General features: G+C 48.9%; 20 protein-coding genes and 1 other annotated feature. Of the genes, 15 read left to right on the top strand and 5 right to left on the bottom strand.

Features of this window, described 5'->3' with window-relative positions:
- Positions 1-34: 34 nt before the first annotated feature.
- The 6 genes from pstB (ACE3MQ_RS04775) (at position 35) to ACE3MQ_RS04800 (ending at position 7,267) form a co-directional block, all read left to right on the top strand.
- Entirely contained in the window at positions 35-790 is a 756-nt protein-coding gene (gene pstB / locus ACE3MQ_RS04775) for a phosphate ABC transporter ATP-binding protein PstB (protein WP_379391179.1), read from the top strand.
- Positions 791-809: 19 nt separating this feature from the next.
- Positions 810-1,469, top strand: coding sequence for a phosphate signaling complex protein PhoU (phoU, locus tag ACE3MQ_RS04780; RefSeq protein ID WP_379391181.1), 660 nt, complete (start codon positions 810-812; stop codon positions 1,467-1,469).
- A gap of 223 nt (positions 1,470-1,692) precedes the next feature.
- On the top strand, positions 1,693-4,359 hold the full coding sequence (gene polA, locus ACE3MQ_RS04785; protein ID WP_379391183.1) for a DNA polymerase I: 2,667 nt from the start codon (positions 1,693-1,695) through the stop codon (positions 4,357-4,359).
- 854 nt (positions 4,360-5,213) lie between these two features.
- Positions 5,214-6,044: a DNA-formamidopyrimidine glycosylase gene (gene mutM / locus ACE3MQ_RS04790; protein WP_379391185.1), complete on the top strand. Its 831-nt coding sequence runs from the start codon at positions 5,214-5,216 to the stop codon at positions 6,042-6,044.
- Positions 6,045-6,110: 66 nt separating this feature from the next.
- The gene (gene coaE, locus ACE3MQ_RS04795; protein WP_379391187.1) at positions 6,111-6,707 is read left to right on the top strand and encodes a dephospho-CoA kinase; all 597 of its coding nucleotides are present in this window, start codon (positions 6,111-6,113) and stop codon (positions 6,705-6,707) included.
- Positions 6,704-7,267: a lytic transglycosylase domain-containing protein gene (locus tag ACE3MQ_RS04800; protein ID WP_379391189.1), complete on the top strand. Its 564-nt coding sequence runs from the start codon at positions 6,704-6,706 to the stop codon at positions 7,265-7,267. Before coaE ends, ACE3MQ_RS04800 begins: the two co-directional genes overlap by 4 nt.
- Before the next feature lie 80 nt (positions 7,268-7,347).
- Here the strand turns inward: ACE3MQ_RS04800 and ACE3MQ_RS04805 are convergent, their stop codons facing one another.
- A complete protein-coding gene (locus ACE3MQ_RS04805; RefSeq protein WP_379391191.1) occupies positions 7,348-7,569 on the bottom strand; it encodes a small, acid-soluble spore protein, alpha/beta type in 222 nt (73 codons plus the stop codon).
- Between the two features lie 158 nt (positions 7,570-7,727).
- On the opposite strand from ACE3MQ_RS04805, the gene nrdR reads away from it, so the two are divergent.
- From nrdR to pstB (ACE3MQ_RS04835), 6 genes are all read left to right on the top strand, one after another.
- A complete protein-coding gene (gene nrdR, locus ACE3MQ_RS04810; RefSeq protein ID WP_379391193.1) occupies positions 7,728-8,204 on the top strand; it encodes a transcriptional regulator NrdR in 477 nt (158 codons plus the stop codon).
- 38 nt (positions 8,205-8,242) lie between these two features.
- Positions 8,243-8,416 carry a hypothetical protein gene (locus ACE3MQ_RS04815; RefSeq protein ID WP_379391195.1) on the top strand — a complete coding sequence of 58 codons (174 nt, stop codon included), beginning with the start codon at positions 8,243-8,245 and terminating at the stop codon, positions 8,414-8,416.
- A gap of 163 nt (positions 8,417-8,579) precedes the next feature.
- Positions 8,580-9,518 (top strand): phosphate ABC transporter substrate-binding protein, encoded by a 939-nt coding sequence (locus ACE3MQ_RS04820; protein WP_379391197.1) that lies wholly within the window; start codon positions 8,580-8,582, stop codon positions 9,516-9,518.
- A 74-nt stretch (positions 9,519-9,592) separates the two neighbouring features.
- A complete protein-coding gene (gene pstC / locus ACE3MQ_RS04825; RefSeq protein WP_379391199.1) occupies positions 9,593-10,495 on the top strand; it encodes a phosphate ABC transporter permease subunit PstC in 903 nt (300 codons plus the stop codon).
- Positions 10,492-11,379 carry a phosphate ABC transporter permease PstA gene (pstA, locus tag ACE3MQ_RS04830; protein ID WP_379391201.1) on the top strand — a complete coding sequence of 296 codons (888 nt, stop codon included), beginning with the start codon at positions 10,492-10,494 and terminating at the stop codon, positions 11,377-11,379. The genes pstC and pstA overlap by 4 nt, the downstream gene beginning before the upstream one ends.
- Before the next feature lie 12 nt (positions 11,380-11,391).
- Complete coding sequence (pstB, locus tag ACE3MQ_RS04835) at positions 11,392-12,150, top strand: phosphate ABC transporter ATP-binding protein PstB (protein ID WP_379391203.1); 759 nt, start codon at positions 11,392-11,394, stop codon at positions 12,148-12,150.
- Positions 12,151-12,257: 107 nt separating this feature from the next.
- Here the strand turns inward: pstB (ACE3MQ_RS04835) and baiCD are convergent, their stop codons facing one another.
- Entirely contained in the window at positions 12,258-14,183 is a 1,926-nt protein-coding gene (gene baiCD, locus ACE3MQ_RS04840; protein WP_379391205.1) for a bile acid Fe-S flavoenzyme BaiCD, read from the bottom strand.
- Between the two features lie 190 nt (positions 14,184-14,373).
- Here baiCD and ACE3MQ_RS04845 point away from each other — a divergent pair, with 190 nt between their 5' ends.
- A complete protein-coding gene (locus ACE3MQ_RS04845; protein WP_379391207.1) occupies positions 14,374-14,946 on the top strand; it encodes a PadR family transcriptional regulator in 573 nt (190 codons plus the stop codon).
- A 78-nt stretch (positions 14,947-15,024) separates the two neighbouring features.
- Here the strand turns inward: ACE3MQ_RS04845 and ACE3MQ_RS04850 are convergent, their stop codons facing one another.
- Positions 15,025-15,480 carry a hypothetical protein gene (locus ACE3MQ_RS04850; protein ID WP_379391209.1) on the bottom strand — a complete coding sequence of 152 codons (456 nt, stop codon included), beginning with the start codon at positions 15,478-15,480 and terminating at the stop codon, positions 15,025-15,027.
- 224 nt (positions 15,481-15,704) lie between these two features.
- On the opposite strand from ACE3MQ_RS04850, the gene ACE3MQ_RS04855 reads away from it, so the two are divergent.
- On the top strand, positions 15,705-16,337 hold the full coding sequence (locus ACE3MQ_RS04855; RefSeq protein ID WP_379391211.1) for a DedA family protein: 633 nt from the start codon (positions 15,705-15,707) through the stop codon (positions 16,335-16,337).
- 96 nt (positions 16,338-16,433) lie between these two features.
- Here ACE3MQ_RS04855 and ACE3MQ_RS04860 read toward each other — a convergent pair whose 3' ends face one another.
- On the bottom strand, positions 16,434-16,598 hold the full coding sequence (locus ACE3MQ_RS04860; RefSeq protein WP_379391214.1) for a hypothetical protein: 165 nt from the start codon (positions 16,596-16,598) through the stop codon (positions 16,434-16,436).
- 218 nt (positions 16,599-16,816) lie between these two features.
- Between ACE3MQ_RS04860 and ACE3MQ_RS04865 the strand changes: the two genes are divergently transcribed.
- Complete coding sequence (locus ACE3MQ_RS04865; RefSeq protein WP_379391216.1) at positions 16,817-20,221, top strand: DEAD/DEAH box helicase; 3,405 nt, start codon at positions 16,817-16,819, stop codon at positions 20,219-20,221.
- 112 nt (positions 20,222-20,333) lie between these two features.
- Here ACE3MQ_RS04865 and ACE3MQ_RS04870 read toward each other — a convergent pair whose 3' ends face one another.
- Positions 20,334-22,037: a 2-isopropylmalate synthase gene (locus ACE3MQ_RS04870; protein WP_379391218.1), complete on the bottom strand. Its 1,704-nt coding sequence runs from the start codon at positions 22,035-22,037 to the stop codon at positions 20,334-20,336.
- Positions 22,038-22,129: 92 nt separating this feature from the next.
- Positions 22,130-22,403: a binding site (T-box leader), on the bottom strand.
- Between the last annotated feature and the right edge of the window lie 147 nt (positions 22,404-22,550).

Here is a 22,550-nt window from a genome sequence, read left to right on the forward strand (position 1 = left end):
TCAGTATGCTGCTGAGATATGAAGGAGAAATGACATGGAACCGATCATCCATATTAATAAATTGAATTTGTACTACGACCAGTTTCAGGCGCTCAAGAATATGTCCCTGGACATTCCAGAGAAAGCTATTACCGCATTCATCGGGCCGTCGGGCTGCGGCAAGTCGACATTGCTGCGGACGCTGAATCGAATGAACGATATGATTCCGGGTACCCGAATTGAGGGCTCCGTACAAATCGGCGGAAAAGATATATACAGCGATGACGTTGAGGTTGAAGCTTTGCGCAAGCAGGTCGGCATGGTGTTTCAGCAGCCGAACCCTTTTCCGAAATCGATCTATGATAATGTCGCATATGGGCCGCGCCTGCATGGCGTAAAGAGTAAAGCCAAGCTGGATCAGATTGTCGAGCAGAGCCTGCGTCAAGCGGTATTATGGGATGAGGTCAAGGATTTTCTGAAACGCTCGGCACTTAGTCTATCCGGCGGTCAGCAGCAGCGGCTCTGCATCGCCCGGGCCATCGCTGTCCAACCAGACATTCTGCTGATGGATGAAGCGACTTCAGCGCTGGATCCGATCTCCACACTGAAGATCGAGGAATTGGTTCAAGAGTTAAAAGATAGGTATACAATCGTTATGGTTACTCATAACATGCATCAAGCGGCTCGTATTTCCGATCGAACCGTTTTTTTCCTGAATGGTGAAATTGTTGAGTCAGACGATACTCGTAAACTGTTCTCGACACCACAGGATTCGCGTACCGAAGATTATATTTCAGGACGTTTTGGTTAACAGAAGGGAGCAGTGAGGTATGATCCAAAGAAGAGAATTCGATCAAAATTTGGAGGAGCTGCGGCAGTTGCTGAGAGAAATGGGAGAGCACGTGGAGCATGCCCTCAGAGAGTCCATTTTATCGCTGCATTCCTTGGATTCAAGCAAAGCCAAAGGGGTTATTGCCCAGGATTTGAAGCTGAACGAAATGGAAGAAGAAGTGATGGACATCGGCTCCAGGCTGATTGTAACCCAGCAGCCTGTAGCGAAGGATCTCCGCCGTATAATCGTAGCTTTTAAAATCTCCAGCGATTTGGAGCGGATGGGAGATCTCGCGGTTGATATCGCTAAGGTAACGTTGCGTTTGGAAGGGCAGAAGCTGCTTAAGCCGCTCATTGATATTCCGAAGATGGCGGAGCTGGTGGAGCTCATGGTGGAGGAATCGCTTCAGTCTTACTTGGACGAAAATACGGATTTGGCCTATAAGATGGCGAAGGATGACGATGAGGTCGATCATCTGTACAGTCAAATGATCAGCGAGCTGTATTCGATCGTTATTACTCATCCTGACTCCGTGCAGCAGGTGATGCTGCTTACACTGGTAGGAAGATACATTGAGCGCATTGCAGACCATGCTACAAATATCGGGGAGAGTACCGTCTACCTTGTAACCGGGCATCGGCCCGACCTCAACCAATAGTTTGATTCTAATCCTAATTATAATGAAAAAAACAGCAAAGCGCCGGAATGCTCCGGCGCTTTGCTGTTTGCGTTTACGCGTGCTAGTAATATCACAGAGCTTATGTTTCCTTTTTATAAACTGGTTTTAAAATACTTTATAGAGTTGACGGTATTGTTTTTATATATCCGGGGAGCATGTGTTAGAATAATAGTCAGGAGTATGTGAAAGAACGAGGTGCTGTATGGATAAATTAATTCTTATTGATGGAAACAGTATTATTTACCGGGCGTTCTTTGCCATGCCGCCTCTGAATAATTCAAGCGGTTTACATACGAACGCGGTGTACGGATTTACGAATATGCTGCTAAGACTCATTCAGGATGAGAAGCCGTCTCATATTATGGTAGCGTTTGACGCCGGGAAGGTGACGTTTCGGCACGAAGGCTATGAGGATTATAAGGGAGGCCGCGAGAAGACGCCGCCCGAATTGTCCGAGCAGTTTCCGCTTACCCGCGAGCTGCTGGAGAGCTTTGGCATATGCTGGTTCGAGCTGTCCGGCTTTGAGGCGGACGATATTATCGGCACGATCAGCAAGCAGGCTGAAGAGGCCGGTAAGGAAGTGCTTGTCGTAACCGGGGATAAGGATATGCTCCAAGTGGTCAGCGATAAGGTCAAGGTGGCATTGACCCGGAAAGGAATCAGTGAAGTCGAGCCTTATGGGCCGCAAGAAATTAAAGATAGATATGGTCTTACCCCAGAGCAAATTATCGATCTAAAGGGTCTAATGGGCGATGCTTCGGATAACATTCCCGGTGTTCCGGGAATCGGAGAGAAGACTGCATTGAAGCTGCTGCACCAATTCGGCTCCGTGGAAGAGGTGCTTGCACGGACGGACGAGCTAAAGGGCAAGATGAAAGAAAATCTCATTCAGCACGCGGAGGATGCGCGGCTGAGCAAGAGGCTCGCTACGATTCACCGGGAGGTTCCGGTTGATCGATCCTTTGACGATATGGTTTTCAGAGGGCTGCAGGAAGAGAAGGCGGCACCGGTGCTGCGTAAGCTGGAATTCAAATCTTTGCTCGAACGCTTATCGTTCGGTGAAGGAGCAGGAGTCTCCGAGGCTGGAGAAGGGGGTTCTCAAGAGCAAGATGAGGTTGATGTGACGATTGTCGATGAGGCGTCTTTGCAGGAGCTTGTGCAGCAGCTGCCTCAGATCGATGTGATGTATGTGGAATCTCATGGAGATAATCCGCATCAGGCTGAGGTGATCGGTCTGATCTTGTCTTCGGAGGAACATCATTTCTTCGTGCCTTTTGAATTTCTGCAAGGTGAAGCATCGAAGCCGATTAAGGAGTGGCTCGGTGACTGGAAAATTCCGAAGCGCGGTTATGATTTGCACCGGGCGGATTTAGCGTTGCACTGGCAAGGAATTTCGTTTGCCGGAGCAGAGCATGACATTCAATTGGCTGCGTATTTGCTTGATCCGACGGATAATAATCAGACGATCAGCGGGTTGGCAGCTAAATATAATTTGCCTTTTATGCCATCGGATGATGAAGTGTATGGGAAGGGAGCCAAGTTCAAGGTTCCTGATCCAGAGACGCTTAGCCGTCATTTGGCTCGTAAGGGGCTGGCGATGCTGCGGCTGATTCCGCTGCAGAAGGAAGAGCTGAAGAAGAATGAAATGAACCGGCTGTTCTATGAACTGGAGATGCCGCTGTCGCGCATTTTGGCGGATATGGAGAAGCAGGGAATTGCTGTTAACCGCGAGGCGCTGGCCGAGCTGGGCAAGGAGTTCGAAGCGCAGATCGATAAACTGGAAACACGGATTTACGAGCTTGCCGGTCTGGAGTTTAATTTGAATTCGCCGAAGCAATTAGGCGAAGTTCTGTTCGATAAGCTGGAGCTCCCGGTGGTAAAGAAAACGAAGACAGGTTATTCCACAGATGCCGAGGTATTGGATAAGCTGGCACCTTACCATGAGATTGTCCAATTTATATTAGAGTATCGGACGCTGGCGAAGCTGCAGTCTACGTACGTAGAAGGTCTGCTTAAGGAGATTCGCCCGGATACGGGGAAGGTTCATACGTACTACCGTCAGACGATTGCAGCGACAGGAAGGCTTAGCAGTCAATATCCGAACCTGCAGAACATTCCGATTCGGCTTGAGGAAGGACGTAAAATTCGTCAAGTATTCGTGCCTTCGGAAGAGGGCTGGTATATTCTGGCCGCCGACTATTCACAGATTGAACTGCGGGTACTCGCGCATATTTCGGACGATAAGGGATTGCAGGAAGCATTCCTGCATGACATGGACATTCATACGAAGACAGCCATGGATGTTTTCGGCGTATCTCAAGACCAGGTAGACGCCAATATGCGTCGCTCCGCCAAGGCCGTAAACTTCGGAATTGTTTATGGAATCAGCGATTATGGTCTATCCCAGAACCTGCATATTACCCGGAAGGAAGCCGCTCAATTCATTGAGCAGTATTTCGAGGCTTTCCAGGGAGTACGCCGCTATATGGATGATATCGTGCAAGAGGCGAAGCGCAACGGTTATGTGACCACGCTGCTTGAACGCAGACGTTATCTACCGGAAATCAACGCCTCCAATTTTAATCTGCGTTCCTTCGCAGAGCGTACGGCGATGAATACGCCGATTCAAGGCACTGCTGCGGATATTATCAAGCTGGCGATGGTGCTGATGGACGAGACGATGCGCAAGAACGGCCTGAAGAGCCGGATGCTGCTTCAGGTGCACGATGAGCTGGTATTCGAGGTTCCCCCGGAGGAGCTGGAGACGATGAGCAAGCTCGTGCCGGAAACGATGGAGAAGGCGTTGACGCTGTCGGTGCCGTTGAGGGCGGAGGTTAGCAGCGGAACCAACTGGTACGAAGCCAAATAATTTAGAGGTAGTTCAAAAAATCACTTTTAATCACGATGCTTGACTGAATGTATTTCGGCGTCGAATCTTGCATTCACCCTCGAAGTCCGGTGCTCATGTAGGCTTCTCCTACACTGCGCTCCTCCTTCTTCGGGTTCACGCAACCTTCTCGGTGCTGAAAAGCGACTTTTTGAACCTTTATTGAAGTGGTAGTTCAAAAAGTCACTTTTAATCACGATGCTTGACTGAAAGTATCTCGGCATCGAATCTTGCGCTCACCCTCGAAGTCCGGTGCTCATGTAGGCTTCTCCAGCCTATGCTTCCGAAGCCGTTTTCTTCGAAAACGTTGAACTCCGCTCCTCCTGAAAGTTTTGCTGAGCAAAACTCGCTACGGAAGCATAGGTAAAGGGTTCACGCAACCTAAAGCGTTTTGGAAAAACGCACATCGTAAGAATAAGCCCCGGTGCTGAAAAGCGACTTTTTGAACCTTTATTGAAGTGGTAGTTCAAAAAGTCACTTTTAATCACGATGCTTGACTGAATGTATCTCGGCGTCGAATCTTGCGTTCACCCTCGAAAGCTTATGCTTCCGAAGTATGTTTCTTTCAGAAACATTGCAGGTGCTCATATAGGCTTCTCCAGCCTATGCTTCCGAAGCCGTTTTCTTCAAAAACGTTGAACTCCGCTCCTCCTGAAAGTTTTGCTGAGCAAAACTCGCTACGGAAGCATAGGCAAAGGGTTCACGCAACCTAAAGCATTTTGAAAAAACGCACATCGGAAGAATAAGCCCCGGTGCTGAAAAGCGACTTTAAAATGGAAATCGAATAGATCCGCTTATTACGAAGCAATAACAGATAAAGTTTGAGGTGAAAGAATATGCCGGAGCTGCCGGAAGTCGAGACCGTTCGGCGAACGTTGTCCGGTCTCATTGTCGGGAAGACGATTGAATCGGTGACGGTATCGCTGCCGCGAATAATTCAGCGTCCCGACAATATCAAGCGGTTCGAAATAGAATTGGCGGGTCATACTATTGTGGAAGTTGGCCGCCGTGGCAAGTTTTTGAGAATTGTTATGGATCAGTTCGTACTAGTGTCCCATTTGCGAATGGAAGGTCGGTACGGGGTATATGATCAGAACGAAGAAGTTGAGAAGCATACGCATGTCATCTTCCGGTTTACCGATGGTACGGAGCTTAGATATAAAGATGTTCGGCAATTCGGCACGATGCACTTGTTCCTCCCTGGGGAGGAATTCAAGGAAAAGCCGTTGATGAAGCTGGGACTGGAGCCGCTGGAAGCTACATTTACAGCAGATGTGCTCCGGGATATATTGTTCAAGCGGTCAACAAAAATCAAAGTCGCGCTGCTAAATCAGGAATATGTGGTGGGTCTTGGAAATATCTATGTTGATGAAGCTTTGTTTCGGGCGGGGATTCATCCGGAGCGTCCAGCGAATACATTGTCAGATCAAGAATGGGTTTCACTTCATGAAGCCATACTCGTTACCTTGACCGATGCGGTAGAGGCCGGGGGCTCCTCGGTTAAATCATATGTTAATGGCCAGGGTGAAATGGGAATGTTCCAGCATTCGCTGCAAATTTACGGACGCAAGGGCGAGCCGTGCATGAATTGTGGACATCCTATCGAGAAAAGCGTAGTCGGTGGTCGCGGCACGCACTATTGCCCCAATTGCCAAATTAACGAATAGGACAAGCATAAACGGTATAGTTCAGATCCATGTGTTTGGAGCAAATCAGGATAACGAGGTGAATGGATGAATATCGGACTGACGGGCGGAATCGCAACGGGGAAGAGCACGGTTTCCCAAATGTTAGTGAAGCGGGGAGCCGTTTTAATTGATGCCGATGTCATCGCCAGAGAGGTTATGGAACCAGGGCATCCGGTGCTGTCGGCGGTACAGAAGCGGTTCGGAGCAGCCGTTATCAATGAAGATGGAACTTTAAATCGTAAAAAGTTAGGTGAAATTGTCTTCTCCGACCCGGAGGAGCGGAAAGCGCTCAATGACATTACCCACCCGGCTATCCGCGCCGAAATGAGAAAACGAATGGCGGATTATGAGGCTGCGCAGCCCGAACGTCTCGTTGTAGTTGATATACCGCTGCTGTATGAATCCGGTCTTGAAACGTTGTTTGAGCAAGTGATGGTCGTGTATGTGCCTCGTGAAATACAGCTCAGCAGGTTAATGCAAAGGGATGATTTAACCTTGGAGCAGGCTGAGGCTAGAATAAGAGCTCAAATGGATATAGAACGAAAGAAGGAGAGGGCGGATATTTTGATTGATAACAGCCTCGGAATGGACAAGACGGAGTCGCAGATCGAAGACTTTTGGCGGAACAAGGGCTTGCTATGAAGTGGCTTCGTAAAAAGAGAGTGCTGCTTTGGTTGTTTCTCGGGTTTACCGTTATTTTATTTTTTAATTCTAAATGGTTGGCTTTATTTTATCCGATTCATTTCAAAGAGGAAATAAAGGTACATGCTCAGAAGCATGATCTGGATCCCCTAATGGTCGCAGCGATTATTCGGGTTGAGAGTAATTACAAGACCGGGGCCGAATCCAAGAAGGGTGCGCTTGGCATTATGCAAATCATGCCGGATACCGCGAAATGGGTTATTGAACAGTCCAAGCTGCCAGATGTATCTTTAGATAAAGTGAAAGAAGAGAGCGACGCGAATATCGCGATCGGAACCTGGTATTTGAAATCGCTCCACGAACAATTCGAAGGCAATGAGATCGCCATGATTGCGGCATATAATGCAGGACCGACTAATGTCCGTAATTGGCTGCGAAGCGGCAGATGGGACGGGCGGCTGGAATCCGTCAAAAATATACCTTTTGGCGAAACTCGGCATTATGTGCAAAGAGTTACACACTACTATGACCAATACTCTGACATTTACGAGCATCTGTAAATTGCCGGGCTCCTCTTATGATAGAAAAGCATTGGACAGGCTGGGGCCTGCACCAATGCTTCCTGAGCTTGGTTGGTCAATTATTGGAATTGACCTGCCAGTTGTTGCTCGGCAATCGTTACCAAACGCTTGGTGATGAAACCACCAATCGAACCGTTTTCGTAAGAAGTCAGGTTACCAGCATATCCGTCTTGTGGGAAAGAGATGCCAAGTTCCTGAGCTACTTCATATTTCATTTGCTCCAGTGCTCCGGAAGCTTGTCTAACCACCAGGTTATTCGAAGAATTATTATTTTGGGCCATGATATGTTCACCTCCTTGTGGTTGGTAAAAGTATTATGTACCGAACTTGTCATCTTCATTACGATTTTTTTAGTTATTTATTGGTATTGCTTGAGCAATTCTAATAGTCCATGAGATAGCTTCATCAAATTTCTTAATATAAAGGGGGTAAGAGCACTTTGAAATGCCCATATTGTGATTATTCCGGGACAAAGGTGCTTGACTCAAGACCTGCCAACGAAAACCGCTCTATCCGCCGCAGGCGGGAGTGCGAGCAATGCAGCCGCCGATTCACAACCTTTGAAATGGTGGAAGAAATGCCGCTCATCGTCATTAAAAAGGACGGAAGCCGCGAGGAATTTAATCGCGAAAAATTGCTCCGCGGTTTGATCCGTGCCTGTGAGAAGCGGCCGGTATCCGTTGACCAACTGGAATCGATTGTCTCGGCCGCGGAAAGATCGCTTCGCCATACCGCAAATGCAGAAGTAGAGAGCGGGGAAATTGGGGAGCTTATTATGGAGCAGTTGTATCCCGTCGATGAAGTAGCTTACGTAAGATTTGCTTCGGTATATCGACAGTTCAAGGATATCAATATGTTCATGAAGGAATTGAAGGGTCTGTTATCGAAAAGCAGCGGGCCGTCAGATTCCTTGTAGCTCAACGTTAAAATTAGGTACGCTGGAGGGTTGCATTCATGAAATGGAACAGCCAGGCGGGAATGGCGCTTGGATTTCTTGCAGGCACGACGTTTGGCAGCGGAGTCGGCTTCCTGCTTCACTGGCAATCGTATAATTTGGTTGCGATCGTGAGCGCCTGCGGCGTACTGGGAGCTGTCGCCGGAATATGGGCGCTCAACAATCCACGATAAAACTTCATCAAGACTAGAATAATAAATACCCGTTTAATTCACGTTAAGTGAAAGAGGCGGGTATTTATTATTTTTTACATAGAGTTTACAAAACTCATACACGGGTTTGATATTTGGTTTCTATAATCAAGTTGTATAAACAAATAAGGGGGAAACCTTAACAATGAAAAAGAGTTTGATGTTAGTTTTGACTTTAGTATTAACATTCACCTTGGCCGCATGCGGTCAAAACAACGCGGCAAAGTCCAATAATCCGGCAGAAGCCCCAGGCACTGCTAATGAAAGCCCGGCAAATGAGACACCAGCATCTGAGCTATCCGGCTCCATCCTGGCTGTTGGTTCTTCTGCACTTCAACCTCTAGTGGATCAAGCTTCTAAAAAGTTCATGGATCAGCATCCAAAGGTTTCTATCCAAGTTCAAGGCGGCGGCAGCGGTACGGGATTGACTCAAGTATCCGGCGGACAAGCTGATATCGGCAACTCCGACGTGTTTGCCGAAGAGAAGCTGGACGCGGCTCAAGCGGCTGAGTTGGTTGACCACCAAGTGGCAGTTGTCGCTATGGCAGCCGTTATTAATCCTGAGATTACGGTTGATAATTTAACTAAGGATCAATTGATTGGCATCTTCACGGGTAAAATTACAAATTGGAACGAAGTCGGCGGACAGGATCAGAAGATTCAAATCGTAAACAGACCGTCAAGCTCGGGAACGCGCGCGACGTTTGAAAAATATGCATTGGGCACAAAAACAGAAGACCTTCAGGGCTCCATTCAAGAGGACTCCTCAGGTACGGTTAAAAAGCTGGTTAAAGAAACACCAGGCGCCATCGGCTACCTAGCCCTTTCTTACCTGGACGATTCCATCAAGGTCGTGAAATATGACGGCGTTGAAGCGAATGAAGAGAATGTAGCCAACGGCAGCTATCCAGTATGGGCATATGAGCATATGTATACCAAAGGCGAGCCAAATGAAGTCGTGAAAGCTTTCCTTGACTATATGGCTTCCGATGATGTGCAAAACAACGACGTCGTTGAGCTTGGATATATTCCAGCCGGAAAAATGCAAGTGAAACGCGATGTGGATGGCAATATTGTAAAATAATAACGACATCATAACGGCAAGACAAGAGGCGGAATCTTCTGCCTCTTTCTGTGCTGTGTAAAGGGAGAGGTCTTATGGCTCAGACCGGCAGAAGACAAAAACCAAAACAACATATTATCGAGGAATGGACCGGTAAAATATTTACATCACTTTGTATCGTCTTCCTGGTAGTGACTATTTTTTCAATGGTATATTTCGTAGCTACCAAAGGATTAAGCTCGTTTTTTAAAGACGGGATCAGCTTTGCAGAGATATTCGGCAGTACGCAGTGGAAGCCGGACGGAGAACCTCCGATCTTTGGTGCCTTGCCTTTTATCATCGGATCATTCAGCACCTCTCTGCTCGCCGCACTCATCTCTGCTCCATTAGGTATTTGCGCGGCTTTGTTCATGATCGAAATTATGCCGAATATCGGTAGAAAATATTTGCAGCCGGTCATCGAGCTTCTGGCCGGAATTCCTTCCGTGGTGTACGGATTTGTCGGCCTGAGCGTCATCGTGCCTTTCTACCGGGACATCTTTCCGGGACAAGGCTTAGGGATCGCTGCGGGTGCTACCGTTCTGTCGATTATGATTCTGCCAACGATTACGTCCATTGCCACGGATGCGCTCGCTGCATTGCCTCCCGGCTTAAAGGAAGGCTCCTATGCGCTTGGGGCAACAAGATGGCAGACGCTATATCGCACAGTGCTGCCTACGACGCTGCCGGCCTTAATGACGGGCGTCGTGCTTGGCATGGCGCGTGCCTTCGGGGAAGCGCTGGCCGTACAGATGGTCATCGGGAATGCCCCGCATATCCCAGGTTCGCTATTTGAATCCACGTCAACTCTGACAAGTGTAATTACGTTAAGCATGGGCAATACCGTAATGGGTTCTGTACAAAACAATGTTCTTTGGACACTGGCGCTTATCTTGATGATGATGACGTTTATCTTCGTCTTCGTTGTACGGTGGCTGGAAAGGAGGGCTAATCGATGAGTGCAAAAACAGCAGATAAAATTGCCACAGCCGTTATTGTAACATTGGCTGGCTTCATCGTGCTCATTCTAGCCGGACTGCTCGGCTTTATCCTTGTGCGAGGTCTGGGGCATATTAGCTTTGACTTCCTGACTTCGCCGCCAGAAACGATAAAAGAGGGCGGGGGTATCGGGCCGCAGCTGTTCAATTCCCTGTTCCTGCTAGTATTAACCTTGCTGATTACGATACCCCTAGGTCTTGGCGCGGGTATTTATATGAGTGAATATGCCAAGCCAGGTAAAGTAACGGATTTTATCCGCCTGATCGTGGAAGTGTTGTCTTCCTTCCCTTCCATTGTCGTTGGCTTGTTCGGCTTGCTCGTTATCGTTAACGTGTTTGGCTTTGGCTTTTCTCTTTTTTCCGGGGCTTTGGCTTTGACCGTGTTTAACTTGCCGCTGATGGTGCGGATTACGGAACAAGGAATGAACAGTGTGCCTGTCGCACAGAAGGAAGCCAGTCTTGCCCTTGGCCTGTCGAAATGGAAGACGATTCGTTCGATTATGCTACCTATTGCTATGCCTATAATTTTGACAGGAACGATTCTTGCAGCAGGCCGCGTATTCGGTGAAGCGGCTGCCCTGTTGTTTACGGCGGGCATGAGCAGCCCGAGACTTGATTTTACGGATTGGAATCCGTTCAGTCCGATGTCGCCTTTGAATCCGTTTCGTCCTGCCGAGACGCTGGCCGTTCATATTTGGAAGATCAATTCGGAAGGCTTAGCTCCGGATGCTCCGGAAATTGCTGCAGGAGCTTCTGCCGTACTTATCCTCACTGTGCTAGCGTTCAATCTTTTGGCACGCTGGCTGGGGCGTGCTATGCACAAGAAATTCACAGCAACGAAATAGGGAGGAGCCTCTATGAGCAATATCGAACTGTCTGTCAAGGATTTGAGCGTGTATTATGGGGAGAAGCAGGCGGTTAAAAATGTATCGCTTGATTTTGAATCCAAGCAGGTAACGGCGCTAATTGGCCCGTCGGGCTGCGGGAAATCGACATTTCTTCGCAGTCTGAACCGGATGAACGATCTCATTAGCGGCGCAAAAATTACCGGGGAGATTTGGATTGGCGATGAAAATATTAACGATGCCAAGACGGATGTAGTCCTGCTCCGCCAAAAGATCGGCATGGTCTGGCAGAGACCTAATCCTTTCCATAAATCCATCTATGAAAATATCGCCTTTGGCCCCCGCTATCATGGGATCAAAGATAAGAAAAAGCTGGATCAAATCGTCGAGGAAGCTTTAACGAAGGCCGCTTTGTGGAACGAGACGAAGGACAGGCTGCATCGCTCCGCCTTATCGCTGTCAGGGGGACAGCAGCAGCGTCTTTGCATCGCCAGATCGATCGCGGTAAGTCCGAGCATTATTCTTATGGATGAACCTGCTTCGGCGCTCGATCCCGTATCCAGCTCCAAAATCGAGGAGCTTATTGCCGACTTGAAGAGAGAATATTGTATTATTATTGTTACACATAACATGCATCAAGCGGCTCGGGTGTCTGAGAAGACGGCATTCTTCCTGATGGGAGAGGTTGTCGAGTTCGATGACACGGATAAAATATTTACAAATCCGAAGGAAAAAAGAACGGATGATTACATTTCCGGACGCTTCGGATAACCTGCATGCAGCATAAAGGCAGGCGTGGATGATTTCATCCTCGCCTGCCTTTTTATTTTTAAGCGTAATGATACCATTTCGCTACCTATATTATGCTTATGGCCAGATTAGATCGTTCTTGCGATTTCAGCGCCTTCCCAGATCGCATTGAGCGCTCGGCGGGCTTGTACTGCATCGCCGATCACATAATAAGGTATGCCGCTGTTCTGCAGGTAATCGACAAGGTTCTGCTTGTCTCTGGCACGTGAGCCGACAGCCATGACGACATGCTCTGCAGGAATGGATAGCCGTTCGCCCTCTTTCTCCACGATTACATGACCCTCTTCGATCGCCATGCATTTGCTCCCTGTCATCAGCTCGACGCCATGACCGTATAGGCTTTCCATGACGCAAATTTTACGAAGCATGCCCAGGTCGTTTGCGACATCCGCCTGCATTTCGACGACGGTCACTTTATTACCGCGCTCGACAAGCAGCTCGGCGACCTCAAGTCCGACGAGTCCGCCCCCGATGACGACAACATCGCCTTCGGGCTGAACGGCTCCCCAAAGAATATCGTGAGAGTGGTGCACATGCTTGGCATGGACGCCTTCAACCGGCGGAATGATTGGAGCAGAACCGATCGCCAGGATGACTTCGTCTGGGGCAAGCTCAGCGATGAATTCGGGAGTTACCTCGGTGCCCAGGCGGATATCTACGCCCTCGCGCTTCGCCGCCTCACCCATATTGACTGCGGCTGCCTTCATTTCCTCTTTTCTAGGTGCCGAGCCTGCGATATAGAGCTGACCTCCCAGTACATTACTCTTCTCGCACAGGATAGGCTCGTGTCCGCGGCGTTTTAAGGTTACAGCCGCCTCCAGCCCTCCCGGGCCGCCGCCTGCGATAAGCACTCTTTTTGGTGTGGCTGCAGGCTGCAGCTCATACTCTTTCTCGCGGCCTGTCGCCGGGTTGAACATGCAGCTGATGAAAGGCACATTCGGATTGACGAAAGCGTCAAAGCAGCCCTGGTCGCATCCGACACAGCGGATGATTTCCTCGATCCGTCCGCTTTGGGCTTTGTTGCAGAACTCAGGATCTGCCAGTTGGGCACGGCCGATGACCACAAAATCGGCGAGGCCTTCTGCGATGATCTTATCGGCTACTGCCGGATCATTGATTCGGCCTACCGCGATGACAGGGATATTCACAACGGATTTGATCTGCGTTGCATTGTCTACGTTAAAGCCGACAGGCAAATCGATCGGAGGAACTTCGTATTTAATCGCTGCGCCTGTAGGAACGCCGCGAGAGACGTTGATCGCGTCGATTCCGGCTTCTTCCGCTAGAATGGAGAAAGCCTTCATATCGTCCAGCGTCAGGCCGCCCGGCAAATCCTCAATCGCTGAAATCCGCATAAGGATCGGGAAATCCCGGCCCACCGCCATACGAATGGCACGGATGCAGTCCAAGGCGAAGCGGGTTCTGTTCTCCCAGGAGCCGCCGTACTGATCCTGTCTGAAATTCATGGCAGGGCTCAGGAATTGCTGCGGCAAATAGCCGTGTCCGGCGTGGAATTCAACGCTGTCGAAGCCGGCTTGCTTGGCGCGGTATGCAGCATCCGCATAAGCCTGCACGATTTCTCCGACCTCGTCCGTGGCCAGCTCTCGTGGAGTGAAGGAGATTCCTGGAAATGCAATAGGAGAGGAGGAAACCTGCTGCGGATTGGCAGCAACCTTTCCGCCGTGCCATAGCTGAAGGCAGCTTTTGCCGCCAGCTTCGCGGATAGCGGTGGCGAGTGCTGTCATCCCGGGAATAAATTGATCTCCGTAAATGGCCGGTGAATCACTCGTTGCTGCCGTCGGGTGAACCGTCGTCACTTCAACGGTATTCATACCGCAGCCGCCTTTGGCTCGGGCCACATGATAATCGATTAGCTGCTGACTAACGAAGCCGCCGGGCTCATTCATTTTTGTACCCATGGCTGGGAAAATAACTCGGTTCTTCAACTCCATGCTTCCAATTTTTCCGCTGCTGAATAAATGTGCGTACATCATCGACGAACATCCTCTCCAAGAAGTTGTATTGTTAAATTATCATAGGTTATTTTAACCTATAGTATAGCAAAGCGCGAACAGAGTATGTGAAATTAATCACTAAACTTGGCGGTATTTTTATCCCGGTTCGCACGAAATTGGCGCATCCTATATGGTTGGAGTACAATAAATACAGGAGAGTTTTTTACGAGTGATTGTCCGGCGATTGTTTGATTTGGAGGAAAATATGGATATTGAAATTTTGATTTTATCCCAACTGATGCAGGGGCCAAAGCATGGCTATGAAATTAAGAAGAGCATAATTTTCGTGATGGGAAATCAGAAAATTATTAATAACAACTCGCTATATCCTAAATTGAAACAATTTGAGGCCCGAGGTATTGTAAGTAAGGAGTTGGAGTATCAAGAAGGAAAGCCCAATCGTTATGTCTACTCGATCACGAAAGCGGGGCATGAACTGTTCTACGAAAGCTTGTCCACGTTTACGATGGAGACGATAATGATCGATGATGAATGGTCGATCCGGCTGGCTTATTATGATTTGCTGTCTACGGAGACGAAGCGGAAAATGCTGGACTATCGGGAGCAATATGTATTGGAAAAAATGAAGCGCTTAGAGCAGCTGTCTACGTACGTGGGAGATAATAAGTATCTGATGTATTCTCCAGAGCTATATTTATATACGCAAGGAGTGCTTGAGAAGGAAATGTCTATTATCCATGAATTGTTGGACAGACTAGAAGCAACAGAGCTATTGTCATGACCGAGAACCGGACAGGCCGCTGCTCTCTGTCCGGTTCTTTTTTTATTGACGGCGTGTTGGTGTTTTGCGCTTTCGCGGCTATAGCAAGCTAATGACAAGCAGCTCATACAGCACTAACGGGAGAATGACATTGTTGTAGTAATAGGAGCCATACAATCCACGGCTATACGGGGCATAGCCGCCTCCCTGCGACCCATAGGGGGTAGGAGTGGGATATCCCGGGTAACCATGATGGCCGTGATGTCCCGAGTAACCGTGGTGCCCGTAATGTCCATAATTCCCGTAATGATCATAGTGCCCGTATGACGGATCTCCGCCAGTCTGCTGGCCGGGAATGACGAGGAATAACAGGCCGCCGTCTGCATGCGACAACAAACCTTCGTAGGTTACTCCGTCAACAGTTTGTACGCGAACAGGTCGATTCGCATATTGCTTACCGATCTTATGAAGCTGATCTTTCATGCCCTTCATCGTTTGGACTGCATTCGGATTGGCCTGATATACCACTTGCTTATAACTTTCATTTGGTGCCATAAGTTTAACCTCCACTAATCATGCATTGTGCTTTGCTGATGACATCCTATGCTATAGCCTAGGAAGAGGTGTCTGAGATTTTTATGAATCGAGCTTCTAGGATGGAGATTGCCTCTTGTAGGATCGTTTTGGTAACATGGATTAGTGGGAATTCATAAGTAGCGAAATTGTAAGTAACCCTTCATTTTCATTCAAGGTATTGGTTCGGAATAAGGAGATTTCTGATGAGTGTGTTAGAGTGGATTGAGCTGATGTTCAAGCAGTATGGATATCTGGTATTGCTGATTGGACTTCCTATAGATTTTATCGCCCTCCCCTTGCCTCCGGGGCAAACGACGCTTACGTTTACAGGTTATTTAGCCTATAAAGGCGTATTCGGCTGGATACCGGCGATGGTAGTCGCTTTTGCTGGAGCGTCTATCGGCGTGTCGGTAACGTATTGGATCGGTTATAAGGTAGGGGCGCCGCTTGTGGAACGCTACGGGAAATGGATTTTTCTCAAACCTTCCCAGATCGAGAAGACGAGACGTACCTATGACAAATATGGAAACAAGATGCTGTTAATCAGTTTTTTTGTACCCGGTGTTCGACAATTTTTCGGTTATTTCGTGGGAATCATCCGGATCCCTTATCGGACATTTGCAATCTATGCTTACACGGGGGCGGCGATTTGGGTGTTCGTGTTCGTTAGCATCGGTTATATATTCGGCGAGCAGTGGCAGCATATATTTGCGCTCGTCGAGAGTTACTTGAAATACATATGTACTGGAGTTGGAGCGCTGCTGATTTTCTGGTTCATCTGGAAATGGCGGAGGCTGCGCTTAAAGGAAACGAAGCCGGAGAAGGAGCTCGGTTAAATGGTATTAGGAACACAGGAGCAAGCGGGCGATGAGATGGCGGTAATTTGATACAGGCAAACTGTAGGCGCGGGGTAATTTTACTCCAGCGCCTTTTTAGTCATTTTGTAAATTTTCGGTTTCTTCCCGTACTTTCAGCAGTGACCAAATGGTGAATAGGTTGCTTAACACGCTAAGCCCGGAGGCGATAAGTGCCAAATCGTCGGCAGTAAGTTCTGCCAATTCAATATCTTGTCGTTGTGACTTTTTATTTTTCGCCAAGCATATCACCTGCTTTAAGTCTTATTCATTCATAGTATGCAGTTCTTTTCCCGCAAGGCATGGGCATTATTCATGTTTTCATGGTATCCGGTTTTCCTTGCTCGGTTTGCTATTTTTTGATTAAAACCTTCTTACTCTGTTATCATATTAGCTAGATATTTTCAAATGTTCGGAGCTTATGGTTATAACTTTTATTTTCGATGGGAAGGGACAGAGGAATGAGCTTTCAGTTGACGACAAGGGTCATCAAATTGCTGTGCGGCGAGGTTGGTTATAAGCGGGGAAATAAATACTATCAGGATGGGCGAGTACATCTGAATGACGCGGATGCAGATCCGAAAGCTTCGGAATATGCGGCGACGGTACGGGGCACGGAGATTTACAGTGTTCAGGTAAAAATCGATGGCGATGGGGATGTGGAGGCCGAATGCTCCTGTCCTGCTTATGAGAATTACGATAATTATTGCAAGCATATTGCTGCAGTTCTAATCCATGTTCATGAATTAAAGCATGATGGGGCTTCGCCTGTTCGGACGCATAGCTTGACCGCAAATTTAGACGAGACCGGTGTGCTGCGAGCCAGAAACACGATGAGCACTAGAAATACTTCGAATTCCGAGAAAACCAGGGGGATCGCCGGATCATTAAGCGGGGCATATGGTGTGCAGAGATTTAAACGCGATTCGTTTGCTGGGCGTGATACAGGAGTTACTAAAGGGATTTTGAAGATTTTTGATGATAAGCAGCAAGGGCGATTCAGCATGACGAAGCACCTTGCGGACACGAAAACGCCCCTGCAGGTTGAAATTATCTGCAAACTGCATCCCTATCGGGCTCAAAAGCATTTATTTGGCGTGGAGCTTAAAGTAGGTACGAAGCGGCTATACATCGTGCAAAAAATTCGTGAATTTCTGGACTGCGTTGAACGCGGTGAACCCTATGAGTTCTCCAAGCATTTTACGTATGTGCCTGAGCTTCACTATTTCCAGCCCGAAGATGATATCGTTATTCGGCAGCTGCTGCATATTTACCGTAACGAACGAATGTACCAGGAGACGAGCTCCAAGCTCACGACCTATTCGGCATACGATAAGCTGATCAGCGATGACCGGATGCTGCTCGTCCCGCCTTTTGCCTGGGAGGCATTGCAGCCCTTGCTGGCAGGCAACTCCGCCGTACAAATCATGCGTGAGCATCAAAGGACTCACTCTTTCGATATTTCCAAAGAGCCGATTCCGCTTCATTTCGAGTTCGATGCGCACGATTCGGAGGGATACCAGCTTCATATCGAGGGACTTGATGAGCTTATCGTCTTGGAGGCGTATGGACTCGTGCTGTCCGGTCAAAAGCTGATCCCGCTGCCTGCCCAGCAGTGCACCCGGTTATCCGAGCTGAAGCATATGCTGTATTTTTCGCGCAACGATGAGATTTATATCTCGGCTGAGCAAATGGAGCCTTTCTTGGAAAAGGTCGTTCCCGGTCTCAAAAAATTAGGCACCGTTCAGATGAGCCAAGCGATCTCGGAGCAAATCGTTCACGCGGCCTTGACGGCCAGGCTGTATTTGGATCGCGTGAGAGATCGGCTCTTGGCCGGGTTGGAGTTCCAGTACGGCGACATCGTCTTTAACCCGTTAGCGCCCCATGATGAACGGCGCGGTGAGAGCCGCATACTCATGCGCGATGGCGATAAAGAAGGGCAAATCATGAGTCTGATGGAGAGCGGCTTATTCGCACAAACGGAGAGCGGCTATTTCCTCGATGATGAGGATGACGAATACGAATTTCTATACCGTGTCCTGCCGGAGCTGGAGAAGCTGCTCGACGTCTATGCAACCTCTGCGGTGAAAGCCAGACTGTATACGGAGCATGCGCCGCCGCAGATTCGAATAGATGTGGATGAGCGGACCGACTGGCTGGAATTCAAGTTTGAGATGCAGGGCATCCCGGAAGCGGAAATCAAAAACGTGCTCAGCTCGCTTGAAGAGAAGCGAAAATATTACCGAATGCCGGACGGGGCATTAATGCCGCTGGAAAGCAGTGAGTTTCAGGAGATTATTTCTTTAATGAATGAAATGGGAGTCCGCAGAGCCGATTTGAATGGCTCGGAAGCCCGTCTCCCCGCTGTTCGCGGACTGCATTTCATGAACTATGCGGGGACGGCGAATAACGTCAAGCTGGGAAAAGCGTTGCGGCGTTTGCTGGACAATATGCGCAACCCGGATCATCTGGATTTTCCTGTGCCGGAGCAGCTTGATACCGTACTGCGGGATTATCAGAAATACGGTTACCAGTGGATGAAGACGCTGGCTCATTATCGGTTCGGCGGCATATTGGCCGATGATATGGGGCTTGGCAAGACGCTGCAAAGCATCGCTTTTATCGTATCGGTGCTTCCGGAAATCAGGCAGCAGGATCTTCCGGCGCTGATCGTCGCCCCAGCTTCCCTGGTGTATAACTGGAGAAATGAGCTGAAAAAATTCGCACCTGACATTAAAGCCGTTATCGTAGATGGCAGCCGTACAGAACGGGGGCGAACGATGAGGAGTTCCTCCGGCATCGATGTCATCATTACATCTTATCCGCTCTTGAGGCGGGATGTTGACTTGTATGAAGGACGTTCCTTCCATACGCTCGTGCTGGATGAAGCGCAGGCCTTCAAAAATCATACGACCCAAACCGCGCAGGCTGTAAAGACCATTTACGCGAAGTACCGGTTCGCATTAACCGGGACTCCGGTGGAGAATTCGCTGGAGGAGCTGTGGTCGATTTTTGAAGCGGTATTTCCGGAGCTATTCCTTGGCAAGAAGGCATTTAATGAATTGTCGCGAGAGATGATTGCCAAGAGAATACGTCCTTTCCTGCTTCGCCGTTTGAAAACCGATGTACTCAAGGAGCTGCCGGAGAAGATCGAGACGCTGCAGGCTTCTGAGCTGCTTCCCGAACAGAAGAAGCTGTATCTCGCTTATTTGGCCAAGCTGCGGCAGGAGACGCTCAAGCATCTGGATCAGGATGATTTCACACGGAATCGCATCAAAATATTGGCAGGACTCACCAGACTTCGGCAGCTGTGCTGCCATCCGGCCCTTTTCGTTGATGGCTATGACGGGAGCTCTGCTAAGTTTGAGCAGCTGCTGGAAATTGTGGAGGAGTGCCGAAGCGCAGGGAAACGCATGCTGATATTCTCGCAGTTCACGGAAATGCTGGGGATCATCGGGCGGGAGCTGGGATACGAAGGCGTTCCTTTCTTCTATCTGGATGGCAAGACGCCGGCAGAGGAACGTGTAGAGCTCTGCAATCGATTCAACAGCGGGGAGAAGGACGTGTTCCTGATTTCCCTCAAGGCAGGCGGAACGGGGCTCAACCTGACCGGAGCCGACACCGTTATATTGTACGACCTGTGGTGGAACCCTGCCGTCGAGGAGCAGGCCGCTGATCGGGCACACCGCATGGGACAGAAGAAGGTGGTTCACGTTATTCGTTTAGTGACTCAGGGAACGGTAGAGGATAAAATGTACGAGCTGCAGCAGAAGAAGAGGAATCTGATCGATGAAGTGATTCAGCCGGGGCAGGAGGCACTATCCTCGTTGACGGAAGAGGAGATCCGCGAAATTTTGATGATATAGGGTTAGCGTTTGAATATTGATTTGAAGTAAACAAACAACCATGTCCCGTGGGGGACATGGTTGTTGTTATAAAGTTAGTATAGATTTCGGAGTGGCGGCGAATTCCAAGCCTTTATTTTTTGGCAACTGCTTCTTGGACATCCGCCTGCTCGCGTTGCTCTTGGGTCATATTGTTCACGGCGCTGAACAGCGCTTTGACCGAAGAGGTCATGATATCCACATCAATGCCGCAGCCCCAATGGACTTTGCCGTTCGCTGCTGTAATACCGACGTAGGATACCGCTTGGGAGCTGGAGCCTACCTCAAGTGCATGCTCCTTGTAAATCAGGTTGCTGTAGCTGATGCCGAGCTTCGATTGCAGGGCGTTGCTGATGGCGTCCAGCCGTCCGTTTCCGACACCGTTAAGCTCCTGGACTTCTTCATTTTCTTTCACCGTAATCGTCGTTTCGTAATCATCGTGGTGCGTGAAGCGATAATTCAGGAACTCCACAGGCGTTTTTATATTGACGTAGACTTCTTTGAAAATATCGTAAATTTCATTCGCCAGCAGTTCTTTGCTCAGGCGATCCGAGACATTTTTCACGCGGTAGCCGAAATCCTCGCGCATTTTTGGCGGTAGATCCAGGCCATAGTGCTGTTCGAGCAGGTAGCCGATGCCGCCCTTGCCGGACTGGCTGTTAATGCGGATCACGTCACCTTCGTATTCGCGTCCGATATCCTTGGGATCGATCGGCAGATAAGGAACCGTCCAATGCTCGCAATTATGCTCCTCGCGCCACTTCATGCCTTTGGCGATCGCGTCCTGGTGGGAGCCGGAGAAGGCGGCGAACACGAGCTTGCCCGCATATGGCTGTCTTTCGTTTACTTTCATTTTGGTCATGCGCTCATAGACCTCGATGATTTCCAGGATGTTCTCGAAATTCAGCTTCGGATCGACGCCATGGGAGTACATGTTCAAGGCCAGAGTCACAATGTCCACGTTCCCTGTCCGCTCTCCGTTGCCGAACAACGTTCCTTCGACTCTTTGGCCGCCGGCGAGCAGGGCAAGCTCCGTATCGGCAATGCCGGTACCCCGATCATTGTGAGGATGCAGGGACAGAATGACGTTATCCCGATATTTCATATGATCGCTCATGTACTCGATTTGGCTGGCATAGACATGCGACATCGACATGGAGACCGTTGCCGGCAGGTTAATGATGACCTTGTTATCTGAGGTTGGCTGCCATACGTCGAGCACGGCATTGCAAATTTCAAGCGCGAAATCAATTTCGGTGCCAGTAAAGCTTTCCGGCGAGTATTGGAATTTGAAGTTGCCCTCGGTTTCCGCGGCGTATTTTTTCAGAAGCTCGGCTCCGGTTACTGCGATATCGATAATTTCTTGCTTGGATTTCCGGAACACTTGCTCCCGCTGAGCCACGGAGGTGGAGTTGTACAGATGGACTACGGCCTGCTTTGCTCCTTTGAGGGATTCAAACGTCTTCTGGATGATATGCTCCCTGGATTGAGTCAGCACCTGGATCGTTACGTCGTCAGGAATGAGATTTTGCTCGATCAGCGTACGCAGAAAAGCGTATTCCGTCTCGGAGGCAGCCGGGAAGCCGACTTCGATTTCTTTGAAGCCCAGCTTGACAAGCACTTGGAAAAACTCCAGCTTTTCCTCCAGGTTCATCGGCACGACCAGAGCCTGGTTCCCATCGCGCAAATCGACGCTGCACCAGGTAGGAGCTTCGGTGATGTACTCCTTCTGTGTCCATTTCAGGCTAGTTTGCGGAGGCATAAAATAACCTCTGGTGTATTTTTCGTAATTTTTCATGTGAATGACCACCTTTCCCTCGAATTGGATCTTCATTAATTTACAATTTATTCGTTTTTGGAATATAAAAAAGCCTTCCATCTCCATAAATCCTTAGAGACGAAAGGCTGTTGTCAGCTTTACGCGGTACCACTCTGATTCATACCGTAACGGTATGCACTCTGCCGGATACGGGCTGCGCACTCGAACGAGACACGGCCTTATATCCTCCTACTATAACGGTTAGGCTCCGGCTCCACCTACTCTAATACAATTTCAGCGAGCTACTTCAAGGCGAGTTCGGATATGGCTTGCGGCTGTTTTGCACCGACCAACAGCTCTCTGAGCGCTTGCTTCAATCCTACTATTCCTCTTCAACGTATTTAAATATTGACGTTAGTGTACTACAACGGTTGGAGGGAATCAAGATATTTTTAGTATGGCTTGGCAAAGTTTTTTTGGATTATAGAATTTATGAGCTCTCAGCTTTACTGAAACAATCCTATAATCGCCAGAAAAACAACGGTTAATCGC

This window comes from Paenibacillus lentus (genome assembly GCF_042714055.1).
Classification (GTDB): domain Bacteria; phylum Bacillota; class Bacilli; order Paenibacillales; family Paenibacillaceae; genus Fontibacillus; species Fontibacillus lentus_A.

Bases quoted from the DNA above. Each gene is read 5' to 3' on its own strand.
- pstB (WP_379391179.1), top strand. From the start codon at position 35: ATGGAACCGATCATCCATATTAATAAATTGAATTTGTACTACGACCAG.
- ACE3MQ_RS04865 (WP_379391216.1), top strand. From the start codon at position 16,817: ATGAGCTTTCAGTTGACGACAAGGGTCATCAAATTGCTGTGCGGCGAG.
- polA (WP_379391183.1), top strand. From the start codon at position 1,693: ATGGATAAATTAATTCTTATTGATGGAAACAGTATTATTTACCGGGCG.
- pstB (WP_379391203.1), top strand. From the start codon at position 11,392: ATGAGCAATATCGAACTGTCTGTCAAGGATTTGAGCGTGTATTATGGG.
- ACE3MQ_RS04820 (WP_379391197.1), top strand. From the start codon at position 8,580: ATGAAAAAGAGTTTGATGTTAGTTTTGACTTTAGTATTAACATTCACC.
- phoU (WP_379391181.1), top strand. From the start codon at position 810: ATGATCCAAAGAAGAGAATTCGATCAAAATTTGGAGGAGCTGCGGCAG.
- ACE3MQ_RS04855 (WP_379391211.1), top strand. From the start codon at position 15,705: ATGAGTGTGTTAGAGTGGATTGAGCTGATGTTCAAGCAGTATGGATAT.
- mutM (WP_379391185.1), top strand. From the start codon at position 5,214: ATGCCGGAGCTGCCGGAAGTCGAGACCGTTCGGCGAACGTTGTCCGGT.
- ACE3MQ_RS04800 (WP_379391189.1), top strand. From the start codon at position 6,704: ATGAAGTGGCTTCGTAAAAAGAGAGTGCTGCTTTGGTTGTTTCTCGGG.
- coaE (WP_379391187.1), top strand. From the start codon at position 6,111: ATGAATATCGGACTGACGGGCGGAATCGCAACGGGGAAGAGCACGGTT.
- pstC (WP_379391199.1), top strand. From the start codon at position 9,593: ATGGCTCAGACCGGCAGAAGACAAAAACCAAAACAACATATTATCGAG.
- ACE3MQ_RS04850 (WP_379391209.1), bottom strand. From the start codon at position 15,480: ATGGCACCAAATGAAAGTTATAAGCAAGTGGTATATCAGGCCAATCCG.
- ACE3MQ_RS04870 (WP_379391218.1), bottom strand. From the start codon at position 22,037: ATGAAAAATTACGAAAAATACACCAGAGGTTATTTTATGCCTCCGCAA.
- baiCD (WP_379391205.1), bottom strand. From the start codon at position 14,183: ATGATGTACGCACATTTATTCAGCAGCGGAAAAATTGGAAGCATGGAG.
- pstA (WP_379391201.1), top strand. From the start codon at position 10,492: ATGAGTGCAAAAACAGCAGATAAAATTGCCACAGCCGTTATTGTAACA.
- ACE3MQ_RS04815 (WP_379391195.1), top strand. From the start codon at position 8,243: ATGAAATGGAACAGCCAGGCGGGAATGGCGCTTGGATTTCTTGCAGGC.
- ACE3MQ_RS04805 (WP_379391191.1), bottom strand. From the start codon at position 7,569: ATGGCCCAAAATAATAATTCTTCGAATAACCTGGTGGTTAGACAAGCT.